Genomic DNA, 20,580 nt, shown 5'->3' with positions numbered 1-20,580 from the left:
CACCGCGCGGGCGGCTCGTGCTGGCGTTGTGGTGCGCAGCGTACGGTCGCGGGAAGCTCCCTTTATACCACCGGGCCACGGTGCGGCGGACGGAGTGTGACCTGGGGCCCATCCGTCCGCCGACCGCGGCGCCGGGTACTGCTCACCGCCTGCCGCCGCCTTGGCTGCGACGGCTCCGCGCGACTGTGGGGGACGCGACGGGTGCGGTGTCGGCCGGTACCAACGGACCGGTGTTACTTGGTGAGGTCGCCGAACTCGCTCTCCAGGGCGGCGCGCTGGTTGGTACCCAGGCCCCGGACACGGCGCGACTCAGCGATGTTGAGCCGCTCCATGATCTGTTTGGCGCGCACCTTGCCGACACCGGGGAGGGATTCCAGCAGAGCCGAAACCTTCATCTTGCCGATGACGTCGTCCTTGAGGCCGTTGGAGAGCACCTCGGACAGCGAGATGCCGCCGTTCTTCAGCTTGTTCTTGACCTCCGCACGCTCTTTTCTGGCCTTGGCGGCCTTCTCGAGAGCCGCGCTGCGCTGCTCGGGTGTGAGGGGAGGAAGGGCCACGCCGGGTCACCTCGGATTTCTACTCGTTTGTAGAGGGCGGACGCCTGCGCAAGTTAGTAGGTCTGACCCCTGTTAGGCAACGTAAAGTGCCCTTTCAAGGGCTATTTCATCGAAGGAACTACACAGAGTTACAGGCCCATTGCTTTAAGAGACGAAAAACAGGACTTTGGTCCCGGTTGATGACCAGGGAAAGCGTGTCACCAGCGCAGGTCACCCAGCGGTGACGCGGGTCACCCTTTGCCATGGTTTTCTAGTTTCGGACAGACCCAATTAGTAACCGTCCGTGACCCACAACTGTGAGTGATGGGGCGGGTGCGCCAAGAACGCCCGCCCCCTCCTCTCCCCCGCCGGAACGGCGCAGCCCACGGGCCCGCGGAACCGGCCGGAGGATCAGACACGGACCCCGGCACGCCGTACGGCCGCCGCGATGGAGGCCGCCGCCGCGCCGGGGTCCGCGGCACGGGTGATCGGACGACCGATGACCAGAAGGTCCGCCCCTGCCTCGATCGCCTCCTCCGGGGTGGCCACCCGGGACTGGTCGCCCGCGTCCGCCCCGGCCGGACGTACGCCCGGGGTGATCAGGGTGACGTCCGGGCCCACCTCGGCACGCACGAGCGCGACCTCCTGCGGCGAGCACACCAGTGCGCGCGCACCCGCGCCCACCGCGAGCACCGCCAGGCGTCGCACCGCGTCCCGTGCCGGACCGAGCAGCCCCACCTGCTCCAGGTCCGTCTCGTTCATGGAGGTGAGCACCGTCACCGCCGCGATCTTGGTGTCCGGCGCCGCCTCCACCGCGGCCCGGACCATGTCCGCTCCCCCACCCGCGTGAACCGTCAGGATCGAGGGCCGCAGGCCCGCCACGCTGCGCGCCGCACCGGCGACGGTGGCGGGGATGTCGTGCAGCTTCAGGTCCAGGAAGACGCCGACACGGTTGGCGCCGCGCACGGCGCTGATCACCTCGGGGCCGTACCGCAGGTACAGCTCCAGGCCCACCTTCACCGTGCTCACGTGCGGTGCGACCGAGGAGGCCCAGGTGGCCGCGGTCTCGATCTCGTTGGCGTCGATCGCGACGGCGATGGGCGCGGAGGGCGCGGTCATGTCGGTATCTCCAATCGTGTGCCGCCGGCGGTCGGAGCCGGCGCCTGAAGCATCCGCCAGTATTTACGTCTGCGATTACAGACGCACCGGCCGATGCACGTCCACTGTCATGTGCACACCATCAGGTGTGCGATTCCCCGGATGGGGCGCTTCATGCACCCATCCCGTGTCACTTCCCCGTAACGTCCGCTGAAACGACCCTGGGGACACTTTCCCAACGAACCCACCCCCTGTGTCCCGAATGCACCCGTTCGGCCACACAGAGCCATCTCAGCGCCGTTCAGGCCGGTCAGGGCGCTGTCGGCCCGTGAAGCCGTCGTCACACACCGGTTCCCGGCCGGTGCGCGGCCCCCACCACGTCCGAGGCCCTGGAAACCCCTCTGGCGTCCAGTGCCTCGGTGAACTCCCTCAGCACCCGCGCACAGGCCGAGGGGTCGGCGAAGTTGACCGTCCCCACCGCCACGGCGCTCGCCCCCGCAGCCATGAACTCCAGGACGTCGGTCCCGGTACGCACCCCGCCCGTCCCGATGATCGGCACCTCGGGGAAGGCCTCGTGGACCCGGTAGACGCACCCCACCGCCAGGGGGCGGATCGCCGGGCCGGAGAGCCCGCCCATCCCCCCGGCCACCGCCGGGCGCAGGGTCCGGGTGTCCACACTCATCCCCCGCAGGGTGTTGATCATGGTCAGCCCGTCGGCACGGGCCGCGACGCAGGCCCCGGCGAGCTCGACGACGTCGGGGACGTCCGCGGCGAGCTTGGCCAGGACCGGCACGTCGGAGCGGGCGTGCGAGCGCACCGTCTGCACCACCGCCGCGGCCTGGGCCGCGTCGTCGGCGAAGTGGCGCCCCGACGGGTCGGCCGGGTTCGGGCAGGAGAGGTTGACCTCGATGGCGCCCACCCCCTCAGCCTCGGAGACCCGTCTGGCCAGCTCCCCGAACTCGCCCGCGCCCGAACCCGCGAGGGAGACGATCGCCCTCCCCCCTCGGGAGAGCAGCCACGGCAGATCGCGTTGGAGGAACACGTCGATCCCCGGCCCCTGCATGCCCGTGGCACTGAGCATCCCGCTGGGGGTCTCCGCCATACGCGGCGCGGGTCGGCCCGCACGCGGCTCCAGCATCAACGACTTGGTGGTGACGGCGCCGATCTCCGCGATGTCGAAGAACTGCGCCAGCTCGCGCCCCGACCCCGCGCACCCGGCGGCGGTCACCACCGGGTTCGGGAGTCGCAGGGAGCCCAGTCTGGTCCTGAGGTCTGCGTTCAATTGCCTTCGCTCACTCGTGGCCGGTCGGCACGGTCCTGATGTGGTCTCCACGGCGCTGGGATCAGGCGATGTCGCGGGCCGACTCGGCGGCGCGGGCCGCGCTGGACCCCTTCCAGCCGGGCGCGCCCAGGGCGTCGAAGGGGATCGTGCCGACGTCGTCGAAGCGCACGTGTTCGCCCCGGAAGACCGGGCCGTCCACGCAGGAGCGCACCATCCGGGTGATGCCGTCCTCTCCCACCACCGGGATCACGCAGCTCATACAGATACCGACACCGCACGCCATGGTCTCCTCCACCGCGACCTGCACGGGGAGCCCGTGGCTGCCCGCCACGGCCGTGACCGCGCGCAGCATCGGCATCGGCCCGCAGGCGTAGACCGCGTCGGACCTGGCCTCCTCGATCACCCGGCCCAGCACGTCACAGACCCGGCCCCGCGTGCCGAAGGAACCGTCGTCGGTCGTGAAGGCGGCGGTTTCGGCGATACGGCGGGCGGTGATGGCGCTGAACACACGGTCGGCGGAGGCCGCGCCCAGCACGAAGTCCACCCGGCAGCCCCGACGGCGCAGCGACTGCGCGAGCGGGAACAGGGGCGCGCTCCCGGAGCCCCCGCCCACCAGCACGCAGTTGACCGGGTCCCGGGGCAGCGGGAAGGGGCGGCCGAGAGGGCCGACCACGTCGAGCAGATCGCGCGATCTTCGTTCGGCCAGCCAGGCGGTCCCGCTGCCGCGCACCGCGAACAGGAACTCGACGGTGCCGCCGTAGTCGGGCTTGACGTCGTGCACGGCGAAGGGGCGGCGCAACAGGGTGCTGGAGTGGTCGCCGCCGACCGCAACCGACACGAACTGTCCCGAGCGGAACCGTTCGGCGATACCCGGAGCGACGACGGTGATGGCGTAGTAGGCGTCCACCCTGCGCACGTTCAGCACAGGGCACCTGGTCTGCACCGGTCCGTTGTCGCTCATGTGTCCTGGCGGCCTCTCTAGAACTCGGCTGTGCGGTCCGGGCGCCGCGGGGTCCCCGCGGCGCCCGGGCCGTACCTGCTGTGGGCCCGTGTTCCACTTCGGCCCGGGCTGGCTACAGCCTAGGAGCTCCGGCGACTCGCCGTGAGCGTCCGGGCGTGCTCCTGGAGGGAGCGCACCCCGACGTCGCCGCGCACACGGGCCTCGATCGCCTGCACCGCGGCGGCCAGACCCTGCACGGTGGTGACGCTGGGCACCCCCCGCACGATGGCGGCGGTCCGGATCTCGTACCCGTCCAGGCGGGGACCGGCCTGGCCCGCGCTGCCGAACGGGGTGTTGACGATCAGGTCGACGTCACCGTCGTGGATGAGCTGCACGATGGTGGGCTCGCCCTGGGGACCGACACCCGTGCTGTGCTTGCGCACCACGGTGGCGCGGACGCCGTTGCGGCGCAGCACCACGGCGGTGCCCTCGGTGGCCAGGATCTCGAAGCCGAGGTCGGCCAGCCGCTTGACCGGGAAGATCATCGAGCGCTTGTCGCGGTTGGCGACCGAGACGAACACCTTGCCCCGGGTGGGTACCGTGCCGTTGACCGCCAGCTGGGACTTGGCGTAGGCGGATCCGAACTCGGTGTCCAGGCCCATGACCTCACCGGTGGAGCGCATCTCCGGGCCCAGGACGGTGTCGACGCCCTCGCCCTCCTTGTTGATGAACCGGTTGAAGGGAAGCACCGCCTCCTTGACCGAGACCGGGGCGTCGGCGGGCAGGTCGCCGCCGTCGCCCCGGGCGGGCAGCATGCCCTCGGCGCGGAGCTCGGCGATGCTGCTCCCGGCCATGACGCGGGCGGCGGCCTTGGCCAGCGGCACCGCGGTGGCCTTGGAGACGAACGGCACGGTGCGGGAGGCGCGCGGGTTGGCCTCCAGGACGTTGAGGACGCCGGAGGCCAGCGCGTACTGGACGTTGAGCAGGCCCCGTACCCCGGTACCGCGCGCGATGGCCTCGGTGGAGTAGCGGATGCGCTCGATGTCCTCGCTGCCCAGGGTGATCGAGGGCAGGGTGCACGCCGAGTCGCCGGAGTGGATCCCGGCCTCCTCGATGTGCTCCATGACGCCGCCCAGGTACAGGTCCTTGCCGTCGTAGATGGCGTCGACGTCGATCTCGATGGCGTCGTCGAGGAAGCGGTCGATCAGGACCGGGTGCTCGGGGCTGACCTCGGCGTTGCGCTCGATGTAGTCGGCGAGCATCTTCTCGCTGTAGACGATCTCCATGCCCCGGCCGCCCAGCACGTAGGACGGGCGGACCATGACCGGGTAGCCGATCTCGTCCGCGGCGGCCTTGGCCTCGGCGAAGGAGTAGGCCATGCCGTACTTGGGCGCGGGCAGCCCGGCGTCGGCCAGGACCCTGCCGAAGGCGCCTCGGTCCTCGGCCAGGTCGATGGCCTCGGGGCTGGTGCCGATGATGGGCACCCCGGCGGCCTTGAGGCGGCGGGCCAGGCCCAGCGGGGTCTGTCCGCCGAGCTGAACGATGACCCCGACGACCGGTCCGGCGGCCTGCTCGGCGCGCACGACCTCCAGCACGTCCTCCAGGGTGAGCGGCTCGAAGTAGAGCCGGTCGCTGGTGTCGTAGTCGGTGGAGACGGTCTCGGGGTTGCAGTTGACCATGACGGTCTCGAACCCGGCGTCGGAGAGCGCGAAGCAGGCGTGGACGCAGGAGTAGTCGAACTCCACGCCCTGGCCGATGCGGTTGGGCCCCGAGCCCAGGATGATGATCTTGGGCTTGTCCCCGGCGGGGACCTCGGTCTCCTCGTCGTAGCTGGAGTACAGGTACGGCGTCTGGGCCTCGAACTCGGCGGCGCAGGTGTCCACGGTCAGGTAGACGGGGTGGATGCCCAGGGCGTGCCGGAGCTCGCGGACCACGTCCTCCGACTTGCCGGTGATCTCACCGATCTGGACGTCGGAGAAACCGAGGCCCTTGGCCTCGCGGAGCAGGTCCGCGTCGAGCTTGCCCGCTCCGGCCAGGACGCGGGCCGTCTCCTCCAGGCGCAGCATCTGGTCCAGGAACCAGGGGTCGATCTTCGTGGACTCGTGCAGTTCCTCCACCGTGGCTCCGGCGCGCAGGGCCTGCTGGACCTGGCGGAGCCGGTGCTCGGTGGGCTGTGCGGCGCGGCGCAGCAGCTCGTCCTTGTCACCGGGGTCGCCCGCCCAGGTCAGGCCGACACCCGCCTTCTCCAGGGAGCGCATGGCCTTCTGCAGGGCCTCGGGGAAGGACCGGCCGATGGCCATGGCCTCGCCCACCGACTTCATGGTGGTGGTGAGGGTGGGGTCGGCGCCGGGGAACTTCTCGAAGGCGAAACGGGGGACCTTCACGACCACGTAGTCGAGCGTGGGCTCGAAGCTGGCCGGGGTCTCCCTGGTGATGTCGTTGGGGATCTCGTCCAGCGTGTAGCCGACGGCCAGCTTGGCGGCGATCTTGGCGATCGGGAAGCCGGTGGCCTTGGAGGCCAGCGCCGAGGAGCGGGACACCCGGGGGTTCATCTCGATGACGATGATCCGGCCGGTTGTGGGGTGGACGGCGAACTGGATGTTGCAGCCGCCGGTGTCCACCCCGACCTCGCGGATGACCGCGATACCGATGTCGCGCAGCTTCTGGTACTCGCGGTCGGTGAGGGTCATGGCCGGGGCCACGGTGATGGAGTCGCCGGTGTGCACGCCCATGGGGTCGAGGTTCTCGATGGAGCACACGACCACGACGTTGTCGTTGGTGTCGCGCATCAGCTCCAGCTCGTACTCCTTCCAACCGAGGATGGACTCCTCCAGGAGCACCTCGGTGGTCGGGGAGAGCGCGAGGCCCTGGCTGGCCATACGGCGCAGCTCGCCCTCGTTGTGGGCGAAGCCCGAACCGGCGCCGCCCATGGTGAAGGACGGGCGGACCACGACCGGGTAGTCCAGCTCCTCGGCGGCGTCCAGGCACTCCTGGAGGGTGTGGCAGATACGCGAGCGGGCGGACTCGCCGCCGATGCGCTCGACGATCCGTTTGAAGCTCTCGCGGTCCTCGCCGGACTGGATGGCCTCGATGTTGGCGCCGATGAGCTCGACGTCGTACTTGGCCAGGATCCCGGCCTCGTCCAGGTCGACGGCGGCGTTGAGCGCGGTCTGCCCGCCCAGGGTGGGCAGGAGCGCGTCGGGGCGCTCCTTGGCGATGATCTTCTCGATCATCTCGGGGGTGATCGGCTCGACGTAGGTGGCGTCGGCGATCTCCGGGTCGGTCATGATCGTGGCCGGGTTGGAGTTGACCAGGATGACCCGCAGGCCCTCGGCCCGCAGGACACGGCAGGCCTGGGTACCCGAGTAGTCGAACTCGGCCGCCTGCCCGATCACGATCGGACCGGAGCCGACCACGAGGACGGATGAAAGGTCACTACGGCGCGGCATGCTCTGTTCCTCTTACTGCTTGGCAGCCGGTGCGGGCTGGTCGGACATCAGGTCGACGAACTCGTCGAAGAGCTCGGCGGCGTCGTGGGGGCCCGCGGCGGCCTCCGGGTGGAACTGGACGCTGAAGACGGGGCGGTCCAGCAGCCGCAGACCCTCGACGACCTGGTCGTTGAGGCCGATGTGGCTGACCTCGGCCCGGCCGTAGGGGGTGTCGAAGGGGGCGTCGAGCGGGGCGTCGACGGCGAAGCCGTGGTTCTGGCTGGTGATCGCGACCCTCTTGGTGCGGGTGTCGATGACCGGCTGGTTGACGCCCCGGTGGCCGAAGGGCAGCTTGTAGGTGCCCAGGCCCAGGGAGCGGCCCAGGATCTGGTTGCCGAAGCAGATACCGAAGAGCGGCTTCCCGGAGTCCAGGACGCCGCGCATGGCCTCGACCGGGTGGTCCGCGGTGGCGGGGTCCCCGGGGCCGTTGCTGAAGAAGACGCCGTCCGGGTCGAGCGCGAGGATCTCCTCGGCGGTGGCGGAGGCGGGCAGCACGGTGACCCGGCAGCCGCGCTCGGCCAGCCGCTGGGGCGTCATCGCCTTGATGCCGAGGTCGACGGCGGCGACGTGGAAGCGGGTCGCCACCCCCTCGGGCGGCAGGATCTCGTAGGCGCCGTCGGTGCTGACCTCGGCGGCCAGGTCGGAACCGGCCATGCGGGGCTGCTCCAGGATGCGGGCGAGCAGCGCCTCGGGGTCGGTCTCGACGGTGCTGACCGCCGCGCGCATGGCGCCGCGGTCCCGCAGGTGCCGGGTGAGGGCCCGGGTCCCGGTGAGGGCGATGCCGACCACGTTCTGGCGGCGCAGTTCCTCGTCGAGCGTGCGCTGGGCGCGCCAGTTGGAGGGGATGCGCGCGGGCTCGCGGACGACGTATCCCGCCACCCAGATCCGGCCGGACTCGGGGTCGTCGTCGTTGACCCCGGTGTTGCCGATGTGCGGCGCGGTCATCGCCACGATCTGGCGGTGGTAGGAGGGGTCCGTGAGGGTCTCCTGGTAGCCGGTCATCCCGGTGTTGAAGACGGCCTCGCCGAAGGTCTCGCCTGTGGCACCGAAGGATCGGCCGCGGAACACGCGCCCGTCCTCGAGTACCAGAATCGCCGGCCCGCCGGTCTCCTCGGACACGTTTCCCCCCTCTGTGCCACCAGGGCTGGCCTGGGTGCCTGTGTTCACTGTGCTCAATTGATCTTCCCCTCCAGGACGGTGGGCGCGCCGCGCAGGAACGTGGCGCGGACCCGGCCGGGCAGGGTCATCCCCCGGAACGGGGTGTTGCTGCTCTTGGTGGCCATGGCCGCCCCGTCGACGTCGACGGGCGCCTCGGGGTCGTACAGGACGACGTTGGCGGGTTCACCGACCGCCAGGCCGCGGCCGTGGCCGCTCACCCGGCCGATGCGGGCCGGAGCGGCGGACATGCGGTCGGCGACCTGGGCCCAGGTGAGCAGGCCGGTGTCGACCATCGTCCGCTGCACGACCGGCAACGCGGTCTCCAGGCCGACCATTCCCATGGCGGCCGTGGACCACTCGGTCTCCTTGGCCTCCACGGGGTGGGGGGCGTGGTCCGTGGCGACGATGTCGATCGTTCCGTCGGCCAGGCCCTCGCGCAGCGCCTGGACGTCCTCGGCGGTGCGCAGGGGCGGGTTGACCTTGTAGACGGGATCGTAGCTCTCCACCAGGTCGTCGGTGAGGAGCAGGTGGTGCGGGGTGACCTCAGCGGTGACGTCGCAGCCGCGCTCCTTGGCCCAGCGGATGATGTCCACCGAGCCCTTGGTGGAGACGTGGCACACGTGCAGGCGCGAGCCGACGTGCTGGGCGAGCAGGCAGTCGCGGGCGATGATCGCCTCCTCGGCGACCGCGGGCCAGCCGGGCAGGCCGAGCCGGTCGGAGACGCAGCCCTCGTTCATCTGGGCGCCCTCGGTGAGGCGGGGCTCCTGGGCGTGCTGGGCGATGACGCCGTCGAAGGCCTTGACGTACTCCAGGGCCCGGCGCATCAGCAGGGCGTCCCAGACACAGATGCCGTCGTCGGAGAAGACCCTGACCTGGGCGGCGGAGTCGGCCATCGCGCCGATCTCGGAGAGCTGCTCGCCCGCCAGGCCGACGGTGACGGCGCCGACGGGGCGCACGTCGCAGTATCCGGCCTCGCGGCCCAGGCGCCAGACCTGTTCGACCACGCCGGCGGTGTCGGCGACGGGGTCCGTGTTGGCCATGGCGTGTACGGAGGTGTAGCCGCCCATCGCGGCGGAACGGGATCCGGAGGCGACGGTCTCGGCGTCCTCGCGGCCGGGTTCGCGCAGGTGGGTGTGCAGGTCCACGAGGCCGGGCAGGGCGATCAGGCCGGTGGCGTCCACGATCTGGGCGCCCTCGGGGGCCTGCAGGCCGGAGCCGGTCTCGGCGATCAGGCCGTCGACGAACAGCAGGTCGACGGGGTCGCCGCCGAGCGGGCGGGCTCCGCGGACCAGGTGCGGTCCCTTGGTGTGGGGCATCGGGGTGTCGGCTTTCTCGTGTTCGGTGGAGATGAGGTTCGTGGGCGTCCGGGCTGCGGCAAGCTCACCGGGCGCGGGCGCCGGGGCGTTCGGACGTCGGGTTCCCCGTTCGGACGCCGGCAGGGTTTTGGAGGTGCCGGAGGTGTGGTGGCGAGGAACGAGCCATCACACCGCAGGTGCCGAAAGTTCCTGCCCTTTCAGGCGGCCGAAGACGGATCGAAGCGGAGCGGAGGTCCAAGGCAAACACGGCTAGGAGCCGCCGAGCAGCAGGTAGAGCACGGCCATGCGCAGGCTGACACCGTTGGCGACCTGCTCGGTGACGGTACAGCGGGGCGAGTCGGCGACCTCCGCGGAGATCTCCATGCCGCGGACCATCGGGCCGGGGTGCATGACGATGGCCTCGGCGGGCATCCGGTTCAGGCGCTCTCCGTCGAGCCCGTAGTTGCGGCTGTACTCGCGGACCGAGGGGAAGAAGGAGTCGCGCATGCGCTCGGCCTGGACGCGCAGCATCATGACCACGTCGGACTTGGGCAGCACCTCGTCGAGGTCGTAGGAGACCTCGCACGGCCAGGTGTGCACCGAGACCGGGAGCAGGGTCGGCGGCGCGACCAGGGTGACGTGTGCGCCCAGGGTGGTGAGCAGCAGCACGTTGGAGCGGGCGACCCGGCTGTGCAGGATGTCGCCGACGACGGCCACGCGCAGGCCCTCGAGGCGCCCCAGGCGGTCGCGCATGGTGTAGGCGTCCAGCAGGGCCTGGGTGGGGTGTTCGTGGGTGCCGTCGCCCGCGTTGAGGACGGACCCGTCCACCCAGTTGGCCAGGCGGTGGGCGGCCCCGGAGGCGCTGTGCCGGATGACGACGGCGTCCGCCCCCATCGCCTGCAGGGTGAGCGCCGTGTCCTTGAGGCTCTCGCCCTTGGAGACGCTGGACCCCTTGGCGGAGAAGTTGATGACGTCGGCGGACAGGCGCTTGGCCGCCAGCTCGAAGGAGGTCCGGGTGCGGGTGGAGTCCTCGTAGAAGAGGTTGACCACGGTGCGGCCGCGCAGGGTGGGGAGCTTCTTGACGGAGCGGTCCCCGACCTGGGCGAGCTCGGCGGCGGTGTCCAGGACGAGGGTGGCCTCGTCGCGGCCGAGGTCTCCGGCGGACAGCAGGTGGCGCATCAGTCGTCCCCTTCGGTGGTGGCGGGCGACGTGTCGGGGGAACCGGGCCGCGGACCGCCCTTGAGGCCGCCGAGGGTGGTGGCGGGCGAGGGGCGGGAGGGTCCGAGGAGGACCGCGTCGTGGCCGTCGGTCTCGTCCAGGCGGACGGTGACGCTCTCCCGCAGGGAGGTCGGCAGGTTCTTGCCCACGTAGTCGGCGCGGATGGGCAGTTCGCGGTGGCCCCGGTCGACGAGGACGGCGAGTTGGACCGAGCGCGGGCGGCCGAGGTCGCCCAGCGCGTCGAGGGCGGCGCGGACGGTGCGGCCGGAGAAGAGGACGTCGTCGACGAGGACGACGACGCGGTCGTCGAGTCCGCCGGCCGGGATCTCGGTTCTGCCGAGAGCGCGGGCGGGGGCCAACCGCAGGTCGTCGCGGTACATCGTGATGTCGAGGGAGCCGGTGGGGACGCTGAGGTCCTCGACCCGTTCGATGCGGCTGGCCAGGCGCCGGGCGAGCGGTACACCGCGTGAGGGGATGCCCAGGAGGGTGACGTCCTGGCCGCCCTTGGTGCGTTCGAGCACCTCGTGGGCGATACGGGTCAGTGCCCGGTTGAGCTCGTTGCCGTCGAGGACGGCTCTGGTGCCTTCGGGCACCTCGGGTGCGTCGGGATCCGGTGCGGAACCAGCGGAACCCGCATCACCTTTTGTTGGTTTTTGCGCACGCAAAGTAATGACCCCTTCCCTGCCTCACAGAACAGGTCGTTAAAGGATGTCGATCGGGCCCACGCTACCAGCGCGGACGGAGGGACCCTCAGGCGCGTTCCACAAGCCGAGACCACAGATGTGATGCTAGTCACATCCCATGCCATCGTTTGTCCAGCCAAGGGTATTCGTTTCATGACACTACGGATTCGCAACCCACGGGGAGGAAACACGAAATTCCCTGCAGGAGCGGGCTTTCCGCCCGCCAGACGTGCCCTACTCGCCCCAACTGGTCCACAAATGAGAGGCGTCTCACCTACGCACGGTTTGGCCACTGATTAGTCGCGTTTCACACCAACGGCTTGACCTGGACACCAGCCCCCCTCTACCGTCACTGTCTGTAACCACTACCGGGTGGGGTTGCACCCCGTGACCATCCGCTGGACCGCCCAGGCGGCCCGCCGAGTACGAGCGGACGTCTCCCCACTCACGCCAGCCACCGTCACGGCCGGGAGCGACAAGAAAATGCCATCCGAATACGCCAAGTCCCTCGGTGCGCGACTGCGTGCCATCCGCACCCAGCAGGGCCTGTCCCTGCACGGGGTGGAGGAGAAGTCCCACGGACGCTGGAAGGCCGTCGTGGTGGGCTCCTACGAGCGCGGCGACCGCGCCGTCACCGTGCAGAAGCTGGCCGAGCTGGCCGACTTCTACGGGGTGCCGATGTCGGAGCTGCTGCCCGGCGGCGCCGCACCCACACCTCTGGGTCCGACACCCAAGCTGGTCATCGACCTGGAGCGCATGCAGCAGCTCCCGCAGGAGAAGGCGGGACCGCTCTCCCGCTACGTCGCCACCATCCAGAGCCAGCGGGGCGACTACAACGGGCGAGTGCTCTCCATCCGCCAGGAGGACCTGCGTTCACTCGCGGTCATCTACGACAAGTCCCCCGGGGACCTGACCGAGGAGCTCATCAACTGGGGCGTCCTCGACCCGGAGGCACGTCGCGCCGTCGACGCCTTCTAGGAGCGCCGACCGCACACACGCGGACCACGAAAGCCGGGTGGCCCCTCAGCCGGGGCACCCGGCTTTCGCGCGTCCGGACCCCGGGGCACCCGTGTCGGCGCCGGACACCGGAGCGCAGCGCGGCCGGGCGGGGGCTTCCCCTCCCCTGCCCGGCCGCGCCGAACCCCGCCGGCGAACCGGCGGGATTGTCGAACTCATGTTCGACACACACCAGTTAACACTCCTCCGGCTCGGGGCGTCAAGGAGACCCGCGGGGTCCGCGGGGACCGCGGCCCGGCCGCCGGAACCACCAGCGGCGGCGGAGCCCGAGGTCTAGTCTGGGGGCGTGGCAGCCGACACCGAGTTGCGCGAACTCGCGCCCCCAGCGTTCACGCACGCCGTCCCGGCGCTCCTGGAGATCTACGGGGCCGCCATGCGCCCGCCGTCCGCACAGCTCCCGGGGCGGGCCGCCGTCATGGCCGAGCACGCCCGCCACCCCGGGTTCAGGTCGGTGGTGGCGCTGCACGACGAGCACCCGGTGGGCTTCGCCTACGCCTTCCACGGCCGCGCGGGGCAGTGGTGGCACGACGTCGTCACCGAGGGGCTGCACGCCCACGGGCGTTCACGGTACGTCCGCCGCTACCTCGCCGACCCCCTGGAGATCGCCGAGGTGCACGTCCACCCCGAGGCACAGAACCGCGGCATCGGCCGTTCGCTCCTGCACGCCCTGTGTTCGGGGCGCACGGAGCGCACCGCGGTGCTGTCCACCCGTACGGGCCCCTCCGCGGCGCGCCACCTCTACCGTTCGTGCGGGTTCGTCGAGCTCCTGGGGTCCTTCTCGTTCCCCGGCTCGCCCGACCAGCCCTTCGTGATCATGGCCGCCCGGCTTCCGCTCGACGGACCCGGGGACCGGCGACCTCCCGGTAGATCTGCCTGGTGGCCGTGGACTGGTTCGAGGTGATGAAGTGGATGCCCGGCGCGCCCTCGGCGAGCAACCGCTCGCACATGCGCTGGGCGTACTCGATACCGAAGGCCCTCACCGCCTCGGTGTCGTCCCCGAAGCTCTCGAACTTCGCCGCCAGGGCGCGCGGGAACGGGGCCCCCGACAGTTTCTCCGAACGCGGGATGAACGACGTGCGCACCACGGGGAAGACCTCGGGGATGAGGGGGACCTCGCAGCCGCGGGCCGCCACCCGGTCGCGCAGGCGCAGGTAGTCCTCGGGGTCGAAGAACATCTGGGTGATGGCGTAGTCGGCACCGGCCTCGCACTTGCGCACGAAGTAGTCGGTGTCGGTCTCCACGTCGGCGGAGCGGGGGTGCTTGTAGGGGAAGGCGGCCACGCCCACGCAGAAGTCGCCGCTCTCCTTGAGCAGCCGCACGAGCTCCTCGGCGTAGGTGAGCCCCTCCGGGTGACTGACCCACTCGCCGTCCGGGTCCCCGGGCGGGTCGCCCCGCACGGCCAGCATGTTGGACACCCCGGCGTCGGCCAACCGTCCGATGAGGTGGCGCAGTTCGGCCACGGAGTGGTCCACCAGCGTCATGTGCGCGACCGGCAGCAGGGTGGTGTCGGTAGCGATGCGCTCGGTGGTCTCCACCGTCATACCCCTGGTGCTGCCGCCCGCGCCGTAGGTGACCGAGACGAAGGAGGGGCCCAGGGCCTCGATCTCGCGGATCGCCCGCCACAGGCGCTCGTTGGCCCCGGGGGTCCGGGGCGGGAAGAACTCGAAGGAGAACATCGGCTCACCCGAGTCGAGGAGCTCACGGATATGACGCGGCTTCGAGGCCGGGGTTCGGGGCGCCACGGGGTGGGTCGGTGCAGCCAACATGCCACCAATCCTAGGCGAGCCCCCTCCGGTGGCCGGACACCGAGTCCCACTTGCTGAGACCGGAGAGGCCGAAACCGTCTCTTTCCCAGAATGTGAGCAGGTTTCAGCACCTTCGCCGAAAAACCTTCCAGATAAAGAGACGCCACCGTCTCGGGGGCGGCTTCGGGCGTCCTGTCCGAGGCGGGACGCGCTGAACGCCGCGGGAGCGCCCGTCCCGTCGCGGACAGCCGATAATGTGCAGGGTATGGCCGTCTCCTCCGCTTTCTCAGCCGCCTCCGTCATCCGTTCCGACGTGGACCGTGAACTCTCCTCCTTCTGCGCCTCGCACCGCGGGCAGCTGTTGGAGGTGGGAGAGGAGCTGGCCCCGGCGATGGACTCCCTGGAGGCCATGGTCTCCGGAGGCAAGCGCCTGCGCCCCACCTTCGCCCACTGGGGGTGGCGCGGAGCCGGCGGCGCCGCCGGTGACGAGCGGATGGTCCGCGCCGCCGCATCCCTGGAGTTCCTCCAGGCCTGTGCGCTGGTCCACGACGACGTGATCGACAACAGCGACACCCGGCGGGGACGGCCCGCCACACACAAGCGCATGGCCGGACTGCACGCCGACCGCGGCTGGAACGGTGACAGCGAGGAGTTCGGCCGGGGAGCCGCGATCCTCATCGGCGACCTGTGCCTGGCGTGGTCGGACGAGATGTACCAGGCGAGCGGCTTCGCACCGGAGACCCTCCGCGAGGGCAGGGTCCCCTTCGACGCGATGCGCACCGAGGTGATGGCCGGTCAGTACCTGGACACCCTGGAGCAGGTCCGGGGCACGGCCAGCCGTGAGGCCGCCCTGCGGGTGATGCGCTACAAGACGGCCAAGTACACGGTGGAGCGGCCCCTGCACCTGGGCGCCGCCCTGGCCGGGCGCCGCGAGGAGTTGGCCGGGGTCTACACCGCCTACGGCATCCCCCTGGGTATCGCCTTCCAACTGCGCGACGACGTGCTCGGGGTGTTCGGCGACCCGTCCACCACGGGCAAGCCCGCCGGGGACGACCTGCGCGAGGGCAAGCGCACCCTGGTCGTGGCCGAGACCCTGTCCCGGTCCGGTTCCGCCGACGCCGAACGCTTCCGGAGCCTGTTGGGCGCCCCCGACCTGGCGGTGGAGTCGGTGGAGTGGATGTGCGGCCTGATCGAGTCCTCCGGGGCGCTGGCCGCCTGCGAGTCGATGATCTCGGAGTACACCGGGAAGGCCCTCGACGCCCTGGAGAGCCCCGAGCTGGACGAGTCCGCCCGCGGTCCGCTGGGCGAGCTGGTCGTGGCCGCGACCCGGCGCTCGCACTGATCCGTCGCCCCTGGGCCCCGGAGCCCGGAGGCCCAGGGGAAAACCCTGAGGATTCGAGGGATTTCTCAGGCTTTTTCCGGTTGTGCCCGCTGTCCGGTTCCGGCTTGAATCGGAGCCCGAGACAGATCCCGGAACCGGAGCCCTCCCATGTCCAGAAACACCGCCGCGCTCGGACCGACCAGCGCGTCCGAACGGGCGCTCGCGCCGGACCTCGCACGCGGTTTCATGCTGCTGTTCATCGCCCTGGCCAACACTGTCTGGTACCTGTGGGCCGCGCCGCGCGGCGGCGCCACCATGCACCCCGAGCCCGAGGGCGTCCTGGACACGGCGGCGCAGTTCTTCACGGTCGTGGCCGTGGACATGCGCAGCTACCCGATGTTCGCCTTCCTGTTCGGCTACGGCATGGTGCAGCTGGCCGCGCGCCAGGAGGCGGCGGGCACCGCCGTCCGGGAGGTCAACGCACTGCTGCGCCGCCGCAACCTGTGGCTGATCGTCTTCGGCTTCCTCCACGCCCTCCTGCTCTGGATGGGCGACGTGCTCGGCGCCTACGGCCTGGCCGGGCTGCTCCTGGGATGGCTGTTCTTCCGACGCAGGGACGTGACGCTGCTCGTGTGGGGTGCGGTGCTGACCGCCCTGATCACGCTGCTGGCCGCGTTCAGTCTGCTGGCCCTGCCGTTCGTCGACGAGGCCGCCACGGGCGGCGGGGGCGGTTTCGACCTGAGCGCCTCGGCCGCCAACATCGGCAACGCGTCCCCCCTCGCCGCCGCACTGGAGCGCGTGGCGTTCTGGCCCCTGGTCAGTGTCGGCCAGGGGTTGCTGGGCCTGGCCGTGCCCGCCGCGATCCTGTTCGGCTACTGGGCGGCGCGCCGCCGGGTCCTGGAGGAGCCGGGGCGCCACCTCGTCCTCCTGCGCTGGGCCGCGGCCGTGGGCGTCACCGTCGGCTGGCTCGGCGGCCTCCCCCTGGCGCTGGCCCAGACCGGTGCCTGGGAGCTGTCCCCGGCCCAGGGGCAGATGCTGACCATGCCGCACATGCTGACCGGCCTGTTCTGCGGGGTCGGCTACGTCGCGCTGATCGCCCTGGTCGCGCACCGGATCCAGGGGCGCGGCCGGACCCCGGGGGTCGTCGTGACCGCGCTGGGCGCCACCGGCAAGCGCTCCCTCAGCTCCTATCTGGCCCAGTCGGTGCTGTGCGCCCCGATCCTGGCCGCCTGGGGTCTGGGACTGGCCGCGCACATGTCCTCGTGGACGATGTTCCTGTACGCGACCGGGGTGTGGCTGGTGACGGTGGCGGCCGCCCACGCGATGGAGCGCGCGGGGCGGCGCGGACCGGCCGAGGCCCTGTTGCGCAGGCTGTCCTACCGGCGCCCGGCCGGAGCGGCCGGTACGTCCTCCGGGGGCGGCCCGGCGGGTGATCACCAAGAGCGCACCACCCCCTGACCGGCGGGCGCAAAAAGGGGCGTGCCGATGAGCGCTGGGCAGCCGCTCGTACCCCAGGATGGGTTTCCATGGGCGACGATCACATGACAAACCACACCATAGGGGTGACCGGGGCCACGGGTGCGCTGGGCGGGCGTGTGGCCGCCCGGATCGCGAGGCTCGGCCTGGCGCAGCGTCTCATCGTGCGCGACATCAACCGGGCACCCGAGTACCCGGAGAGCAGCGCGGCGATGGCGGCCTACGAGGACACCGCGGACTTCGAGCGGGCCTGCCGCGGCGTGGACACGCTCTTCCTGGTCTCGGCGACCGAGTCCGAGGACCGGGTGCGCACGCACCTGAGCGCGGTGGACGGAGCGGTCCGGGCCGGGGTGTCCCGGATCGTGTACCTGTCGTTCCTCGGCGCGGGCCCCGCCTCCACGTTCACGTTCGCCCGTACGCACTTCTACACCGAGGCCCATATCCGGTCGACCGGTGTGTCGCACACGTTCCTCAGACCCAGCCTGTACCTGGACCTGCTGCCCGGCTGGGTGGACGACGAGGGGGTGGTGCGCGGGCCGGCCGGGGACGGCAGGGCCGCGTGGGTCTCCCGTGACGACGTGGCGGACGTGGCCACGGCCGTACTGACCGACCCCGTGGCGGTGGCCGCCTCCGAGGGGGCGACCTACGACGTGACCGGCCCGGAGGCCCTGTCGGTGGGCGCCACCGTGGCCAAGCTGAGCCGGCTGACCGGCCGCAACATCCGGTACGTGCCCCAGACCTGGGAGGAGGCGCTGGAGTCGCGCCGCCGGAGCGGGGCCGCCGAGTGGGAGATCGAGGGCTGGGCCTCCTCGTACGCGGCGATCGCCGCCGGGGAGATGGACGCGGTCTCGACCACCGTCCCGGACCTGACCGGGCATCCGGCGCAGTCCATGGAGGGCTTCCTGCGCCGCCACCCGAGCGCCCTCTCCCACGTCGCGGTCTGACCGCGCCCTTCTCCGCCACCGCCGTGCCCCGTGCTCGGCGGTTTCGTTCTTTCCGGAGCCGCCAGTTGACCTCAACATTAGTTGAGGAAGAAGACTGTGGGCAGCGGGAACAACCCCGCCGAGAAGGCGAGAAGGAGTGCGGTGCAGATGCGCGCAGTACGGGTGGACGAGTTCGGCGGACCCGAGGTCCTGGTGGCCCGGGAGGTCCCCGACCCGAGGCCGGGGCCCGGCCAGGTCCTGGTGGAGGTGACCGGCGCCAACGTGATGTACCTGGACACCCTCATCCGGTCGGGCCGGGGCACGGACCACTTCCCGGTGGCACCGCCCTACGTGCCCGGAGGGGGCGTGTCGGGCAGGGTCGTCGAGACCGGTCCGGAGACGGACCCGGCGTGGCTGGGCACGGAGGTCGTCGGTGAGACGGGCCCGACGAACGGGGACGGGGAGGCGTCAGTACCGGTCAACGGCTACGCCGAGCGGGCGGTGCTGCGTCAGGACTCGCTCATCGGGGTGCCCGGGGGCATGGACGCCCACGAGGCGCTCGCGCTGATGACCGACGGTGCCACCGCCCTGCTCCTGGAGCGGGCGGCCCGGTTCACCCCGGACTCCTGGGTGCTGGTGCTGGCCGCCACCGGCGGAGCGGGCAGCCTGACCGTCCAGCTGGCGCGCCTCGCGGGGGCACGGGTGATCGGTGCTGCCAGGGGCCCGGAGAAACTGGCCCTGGCCCGCGAGCTGGGCGCCGAGGAGGTCGTGGACTACTCCGGACCCGACTGGTTGGAACGGGTCGGGAAGATCACCGGAGGCGGGGCGGACGTGGTGGTCGACGGTGCGGGCGGCGCCCTGGGCACCGCCGCGTTCGCCGCCACCGCCGACGGCGGCCGCTTCGTGAGCTACGGAACGCCCAGCGGTGAGTTCGCCGAGGTCGACGACGCGGAGGCCGGGCGCCGCGGGATCACCGCCCTGGGCCTGTTCGACCTCGAACCGGCGGACGGAACAGGCAAGCGGGACCTGACCAGGCTGATCCTGGAGGAGGCCCGGGCCGGTCGGATCCGACCGCACGTGGGGCTGACCCTGCCCTTGGAGCGCGCAGCCGAGGCGCACAGCGCACTGGAGGGCCGCAGGGTCCTGGGCAAGGCGATCCTGGTGCCCTGACGGGCACCGCCCCAGCGCTCCCGGCCAGGCGGCCGGGCGGCAGTCAGGTGTTGTCGGCGCGAGCGGCCAGCCGTGCCTTCAGCGCGCTGGCTGCCGCGCGGGGGTCCTCCGCCTCGGTGACGGCGCGCACCACGACCACCCGGGTGGCACCGGCGCCGAGCACCTGGTCGATGTTGCCGAGGTCGATACCGCCGATCGCGAACCACGGCCGGTCGGTGCCCAGTGCCGCGGCGCGCTCCACCAGTTCCAGACCGGCGGCCGCACGCCCCGGTTTGGTGGGCGTCGCCCAGGTCGGGCCCACGCAGAAGTAGTCGCTCCCGGGCTCCTCCGCGGAGAGCTCGGCGGCCTCGGCGTCGTTGTTGGAGCGGCCGATGATCGGATCGGCGCCGATGATGTCGCGGGCCATGGGCACCGGCAGGTCGCGCTGGCCCAGGTGCAGGACGTCGGCGCGCACCGCCCGGGCGATGTCGGCCCGGTCGTTGACGGCGAGCAGCGCCCCGTGGCGCTCGCACGCCTCCCGCAGGACCTCGAGCGCCGCCATCTCCTGGCGCGCCTCCAGGTCCTTGTCCCGGAGCTGGATGATGTCCACGCCCCCTGCCAGGGCGGCGTCCGCGAACTCCGCGAGATCGCCGCGCCCGGTCCGGGCGTCGGTGCACAGGTACAGAAGGGATGCGTCCAGGCGCTTGCGCAGGCTGGTTCCGTGGCTGGTCCTCACACCGACCACACTAGGCCCTGACGCCCCGGCGGCCCAAGGGGCGCGGCCGGGACGGCGTGCCCGGCGGGCCGCGCCCGGGACTAGAAGGCCATCCCCTGGGCCCGGCGGCGGACCTCGGTGCCCCGGTTCTCCCGCATGGCCTGGATCGGGGTGCCCGGAAGGCTCTCGTCCGGGGTGAACAGCCAGCGCAGGGCCTCCTCGGTGGAGAAACCCGCGTCGGTGAGCAGCACGATGGTGCCCGGCAGCCCCTTGACGAGGTCCTCGCCGTCCAGGAAGGCGGCGGGGATGGAGAGCTCGCCACCGCGGACCACGCCCATCAGGCGGTTCTCGCGGATGAGCGTCTTGATCCGATTGGGGCTCACACCCAGCGGCACGGCCGCCTCACGCAGGGTCAGCCAGTCGCCGACGAGTTCGTCGATTTCACGGTCGCTTTGTGTCACCCCACCAATCTGCCACACCCGACCGGCCCCCGGGGACCATCCGTCCGGGCGGGGCGCACCCCCGCCCGGAGATCC

General features: G+C 71.4%; 18 protein-coding genes. 6 read left to right on the top strand and 12 right to left on the bottom strand.

Annotated elements, in window-relative coordinates; translation table 11 throughout:
• Window positions 1-233: 233 nt before the first annotated feature.
• The 9 genes from mihF to pyrR form a co-directional block, all read right to left on the bottom strand.
• On the bottom strand, window positions 234-557 hold the full coding sequence (gene mihF, locus AC0VYD_RS08885; RefSeq protein WP_017546565.1) for an integration host factor, actinobacterial type: 324 nt from the start codon (window positions 555-557) through the stop codon (window positions 234-236).
• 390 nt (window positions 558-947) lie between these two features.
• Window positions 948-1,655: an orotidine-5'-phosphate decarboxylase gene (gene pyrF, locus AC0VYD_RS08880; RefSeq protein ID WP_191273554.1), complete on the bottom strand. Its 708-nt coding sequence runs from the start codon at window positions 1,653-1,655 to the stop codon at window positions 948-950.
• A 319-nt stretch (window positions 1,656-1,974) separates the two neighbouring features.
• The gene (locus tag AC0VYD_RS08875; RefSeq protein ID WP_475479422.1) at window positions 1,975-2,916 is read right to left on the bottom strand and encodes a dihydroorotate dehydrogenase; all 942 of its coding nucleotides are present in this window, start codon (window positions 2,914-2,916) and stop codon (window positions 1,975-1,977) included.
• Between the two features lie 61 nt (window positions 2,917-2,977).
• Window positions 2,978-3,877, bottom strand: coding sequence for a dihydroorotate dehydrogenase electron transfer subunit (locus AC0VYD_RS08870; RefSeq protein WP_475479421.1), 900 nt, complete (start codon window positions 3,875-3,877; stop codon window positions 2,978-2,980).
• A gap of 119 nt (window positions 3,878-3,996) precedes the next feature.
• Window positions 3,997-7,305: a carbamoyl-phosphate synthase large subunit gene (gene carB / locus AC0VYD_RS08865; RefSeq protein WP_475479420.1), complete on the bottom strand. Its 3,309-nt coding sequence runs from the start codon at window positions 7,303-7,305 to the stop codon at window positions 3,997-3,999.
• Between the two features lie 12 nt (window positions 7,306-7,317).
• Window positions 7,318-8,463, bottom strand: a complete 1,146-nt coding sequence (carA, locus tag AC0VYD_RS08860) for a glutamine-hydrolyzing carbamoyl-phosphate synthase small subunit (RefSeq protein WP_475479419.1) — start codon at window positions 8,461-8,463, stop codon at window positions 7,318-7,320.
• 53 nt (window positions 8,464-8,516) lie between these two features.
• On the bottom strand, window positions 8,517-9,818 hold the full coding sequence (locus AC0VYD_RS08855) for a dihydroorotase (RefSeq protein ID WP_475479418.1): 1,302 nt from the start codon (window positions 9,816-9,818) through the stop codon (window positions 8,517-8,519).
• 249 nt (window positions 9,819-10,067) lie between these two features.
• Window positions 10,068-10,976 (bottom strand): aspartate carbamoyltransferase catalytic subunit, encoded by a 909-nt coding sequence (locus AC0VYD_RS08850; protein WP_473040579.1) that lies wholly within the window; start codon window positions 10,974-10,976, stop codon window positions 10,068-10,070.
• On the bottom strand, window positions 10,976-11,680 hold the full coding sequence (gene pyrR, locus AC0VYD_RS08845; RefSeq protein ID WP_475479417.1) for a bifunctional pyr operon transcriptional regulator/uracil phosphoribosyltransferase PyrR: 705 nt from the start codon (window positions 11,678-11,680) through the stop codon (window positions 10,976-10,978). The genes AC0VYD_RS08850 and pyrR overlap by 1 nt, the downstream gene beginning before the upstream one ends.
• Before the next feature lie 501 nt (window positions 11,681-12,181).
• On the opposite strand from pyrR, the gene bldD reads away from it, so the two are divergent.
• Together bldD and AC0VYD_RS08835 are read left to right on the top strand one after the other, a co-directional pair.
• Window positions 12,182-12,676, top strand: coding sequence for a transcriptional regulator BldD (gene bldD / locus AC0VYD_RS08840; protein WP_013154123.1), 495 nt, complete (start codon window positions 12,182-12,184; stop codon window positions 12,674-12,676).
• A gap of 325 nt (window positions 12,677-13,001) precedes the next feature.
• Window positions 13,002-13,616: a GNAT family N-acetyltransferase gene (locus tag AC0VYD_RS08835; RefSeq protein ID WP_475479416.1), complete on the top strand. Its 615-nt coding sequence runs from the start codon at window positions 13,002-13,004 to the stop codon at window positions 13,614-13,616.
• On the opposite strand, the gene metF is transcribed toward AC0VYD_RS08835, so the two are convergent.
• Window positions 13,528-14,457, bottom strand: a complete 930-nt coding sequence (metF, locus tag AC0VYD_RS08830) for a methylenetetrahydrofolate reductase [NAD(P)H] (protein WP_452546164.1) — start codon at window positions 14,455-14,457, stop codon at window positions 13,528-13,530. The two genes, AC0VYD_RS08835 and metF, sit on opposite strands and share 89 nt — an antisense overlap.
• 268 nt (window positions 14,458-14,725) lie before the next feature.
• Between metF and AC0VYD_RS08825 the strand changes: the two genes are divergently transcribed.
• From AC0VYD_RS08825 to AC0VYD_RS08810, 4 genes are all read left to right on the top strand, one after another.
• Window positions 14,726-15,802 (top strand): polyprenyl synthetase family protein, encoded by a 1,077-nt coding sequence (locus tag AC0VYD_RS08825; RefSeq protein ID WP_475479415.1) that lies wholly within the window; start codon window positions 14,726-14,728, stop codon window positions 15,800-15,802.
• Window positions 15,803-15,949: 147 nt separating this feature from the next.
• Window positions 15,950-17,239 (top strand): DUF418 domain-containing protein, encoded by a 1,290-nt coding sequence (locus tag AC0VYD_RS08820; RefSeq protein ID WP_475479414.1) that lies wholly within the window; start codon window positions 15,950-15,952, stop codon window positions 17,237-17,239.
• A gap of 68 nt (window positions 17,240-17,307) precedes the next feature.
• The gene (locus tag AC0VYD_RS08815) at window positions 17,308-18,201 is read left to right on the top strand and encodes an SDR family oxidoreductase (RefSeq protein ID WP_475479413.1); all 894 of its coding nucleotides are present in this window, start codon (window positions 17,308-17,310) and stop codon (window positions 18,199-18,201) included.
• A gap of 147 nt (window positions 18,202-18,348) precedes the next feature.
• Window positions 18,349-19,350, top strand: coding sequence for a zinc-binding dehydrogenase (locus AC0VYD_RS08810; protein ID WP_475479412.1), 1,002 nt, complete (start codon window positions 18,349-18,351; stop codon window positions 19,348-19,350).
• A 43-nt stretch (window positions 19,351-19,393) separates the two neighbouring features.
• On the opposite strand, the gene thiE is transcribed toward AC0VYD_RS08810, so the two are convergent.
• Window positions 19,394-20,065 carry a thiamine phosphate synthase gene (thiE, locus tag AC0VYD_RS08805; RefSeq protein ID WP_475479411.1) on the bottom strand — a complete coding sequence of 224 codons (672 nt, stop codon included), beginning with the start codon at window positions 20,063-20,065 and terminating at the stop codon, window positions 19,394-19,396.
• 80 nt (window positions 20,066-20,145) lie between these two features.
• Window positions 20,146-20,505, bottom strand: coding sequence for an Rv2175c family DNA-binding protein (locus tag AC0VYD_RS08800; RefSeq protein WP_191273527.1), 360 nt, complete (start codon window positions 20,503-20,505; stop codon window positions 20,146-20,148).
• Window positions 20,506-20,580: the final 75 nt, after the last annotated feature.

This window comes from Nocardiopsis sp. iso_40 (assembly GCF_056173285.1).
Note: the sequence above shows the minus strand (reverse complement) of the source record. Positions and strands in the feature narration are given on the sequence as shown.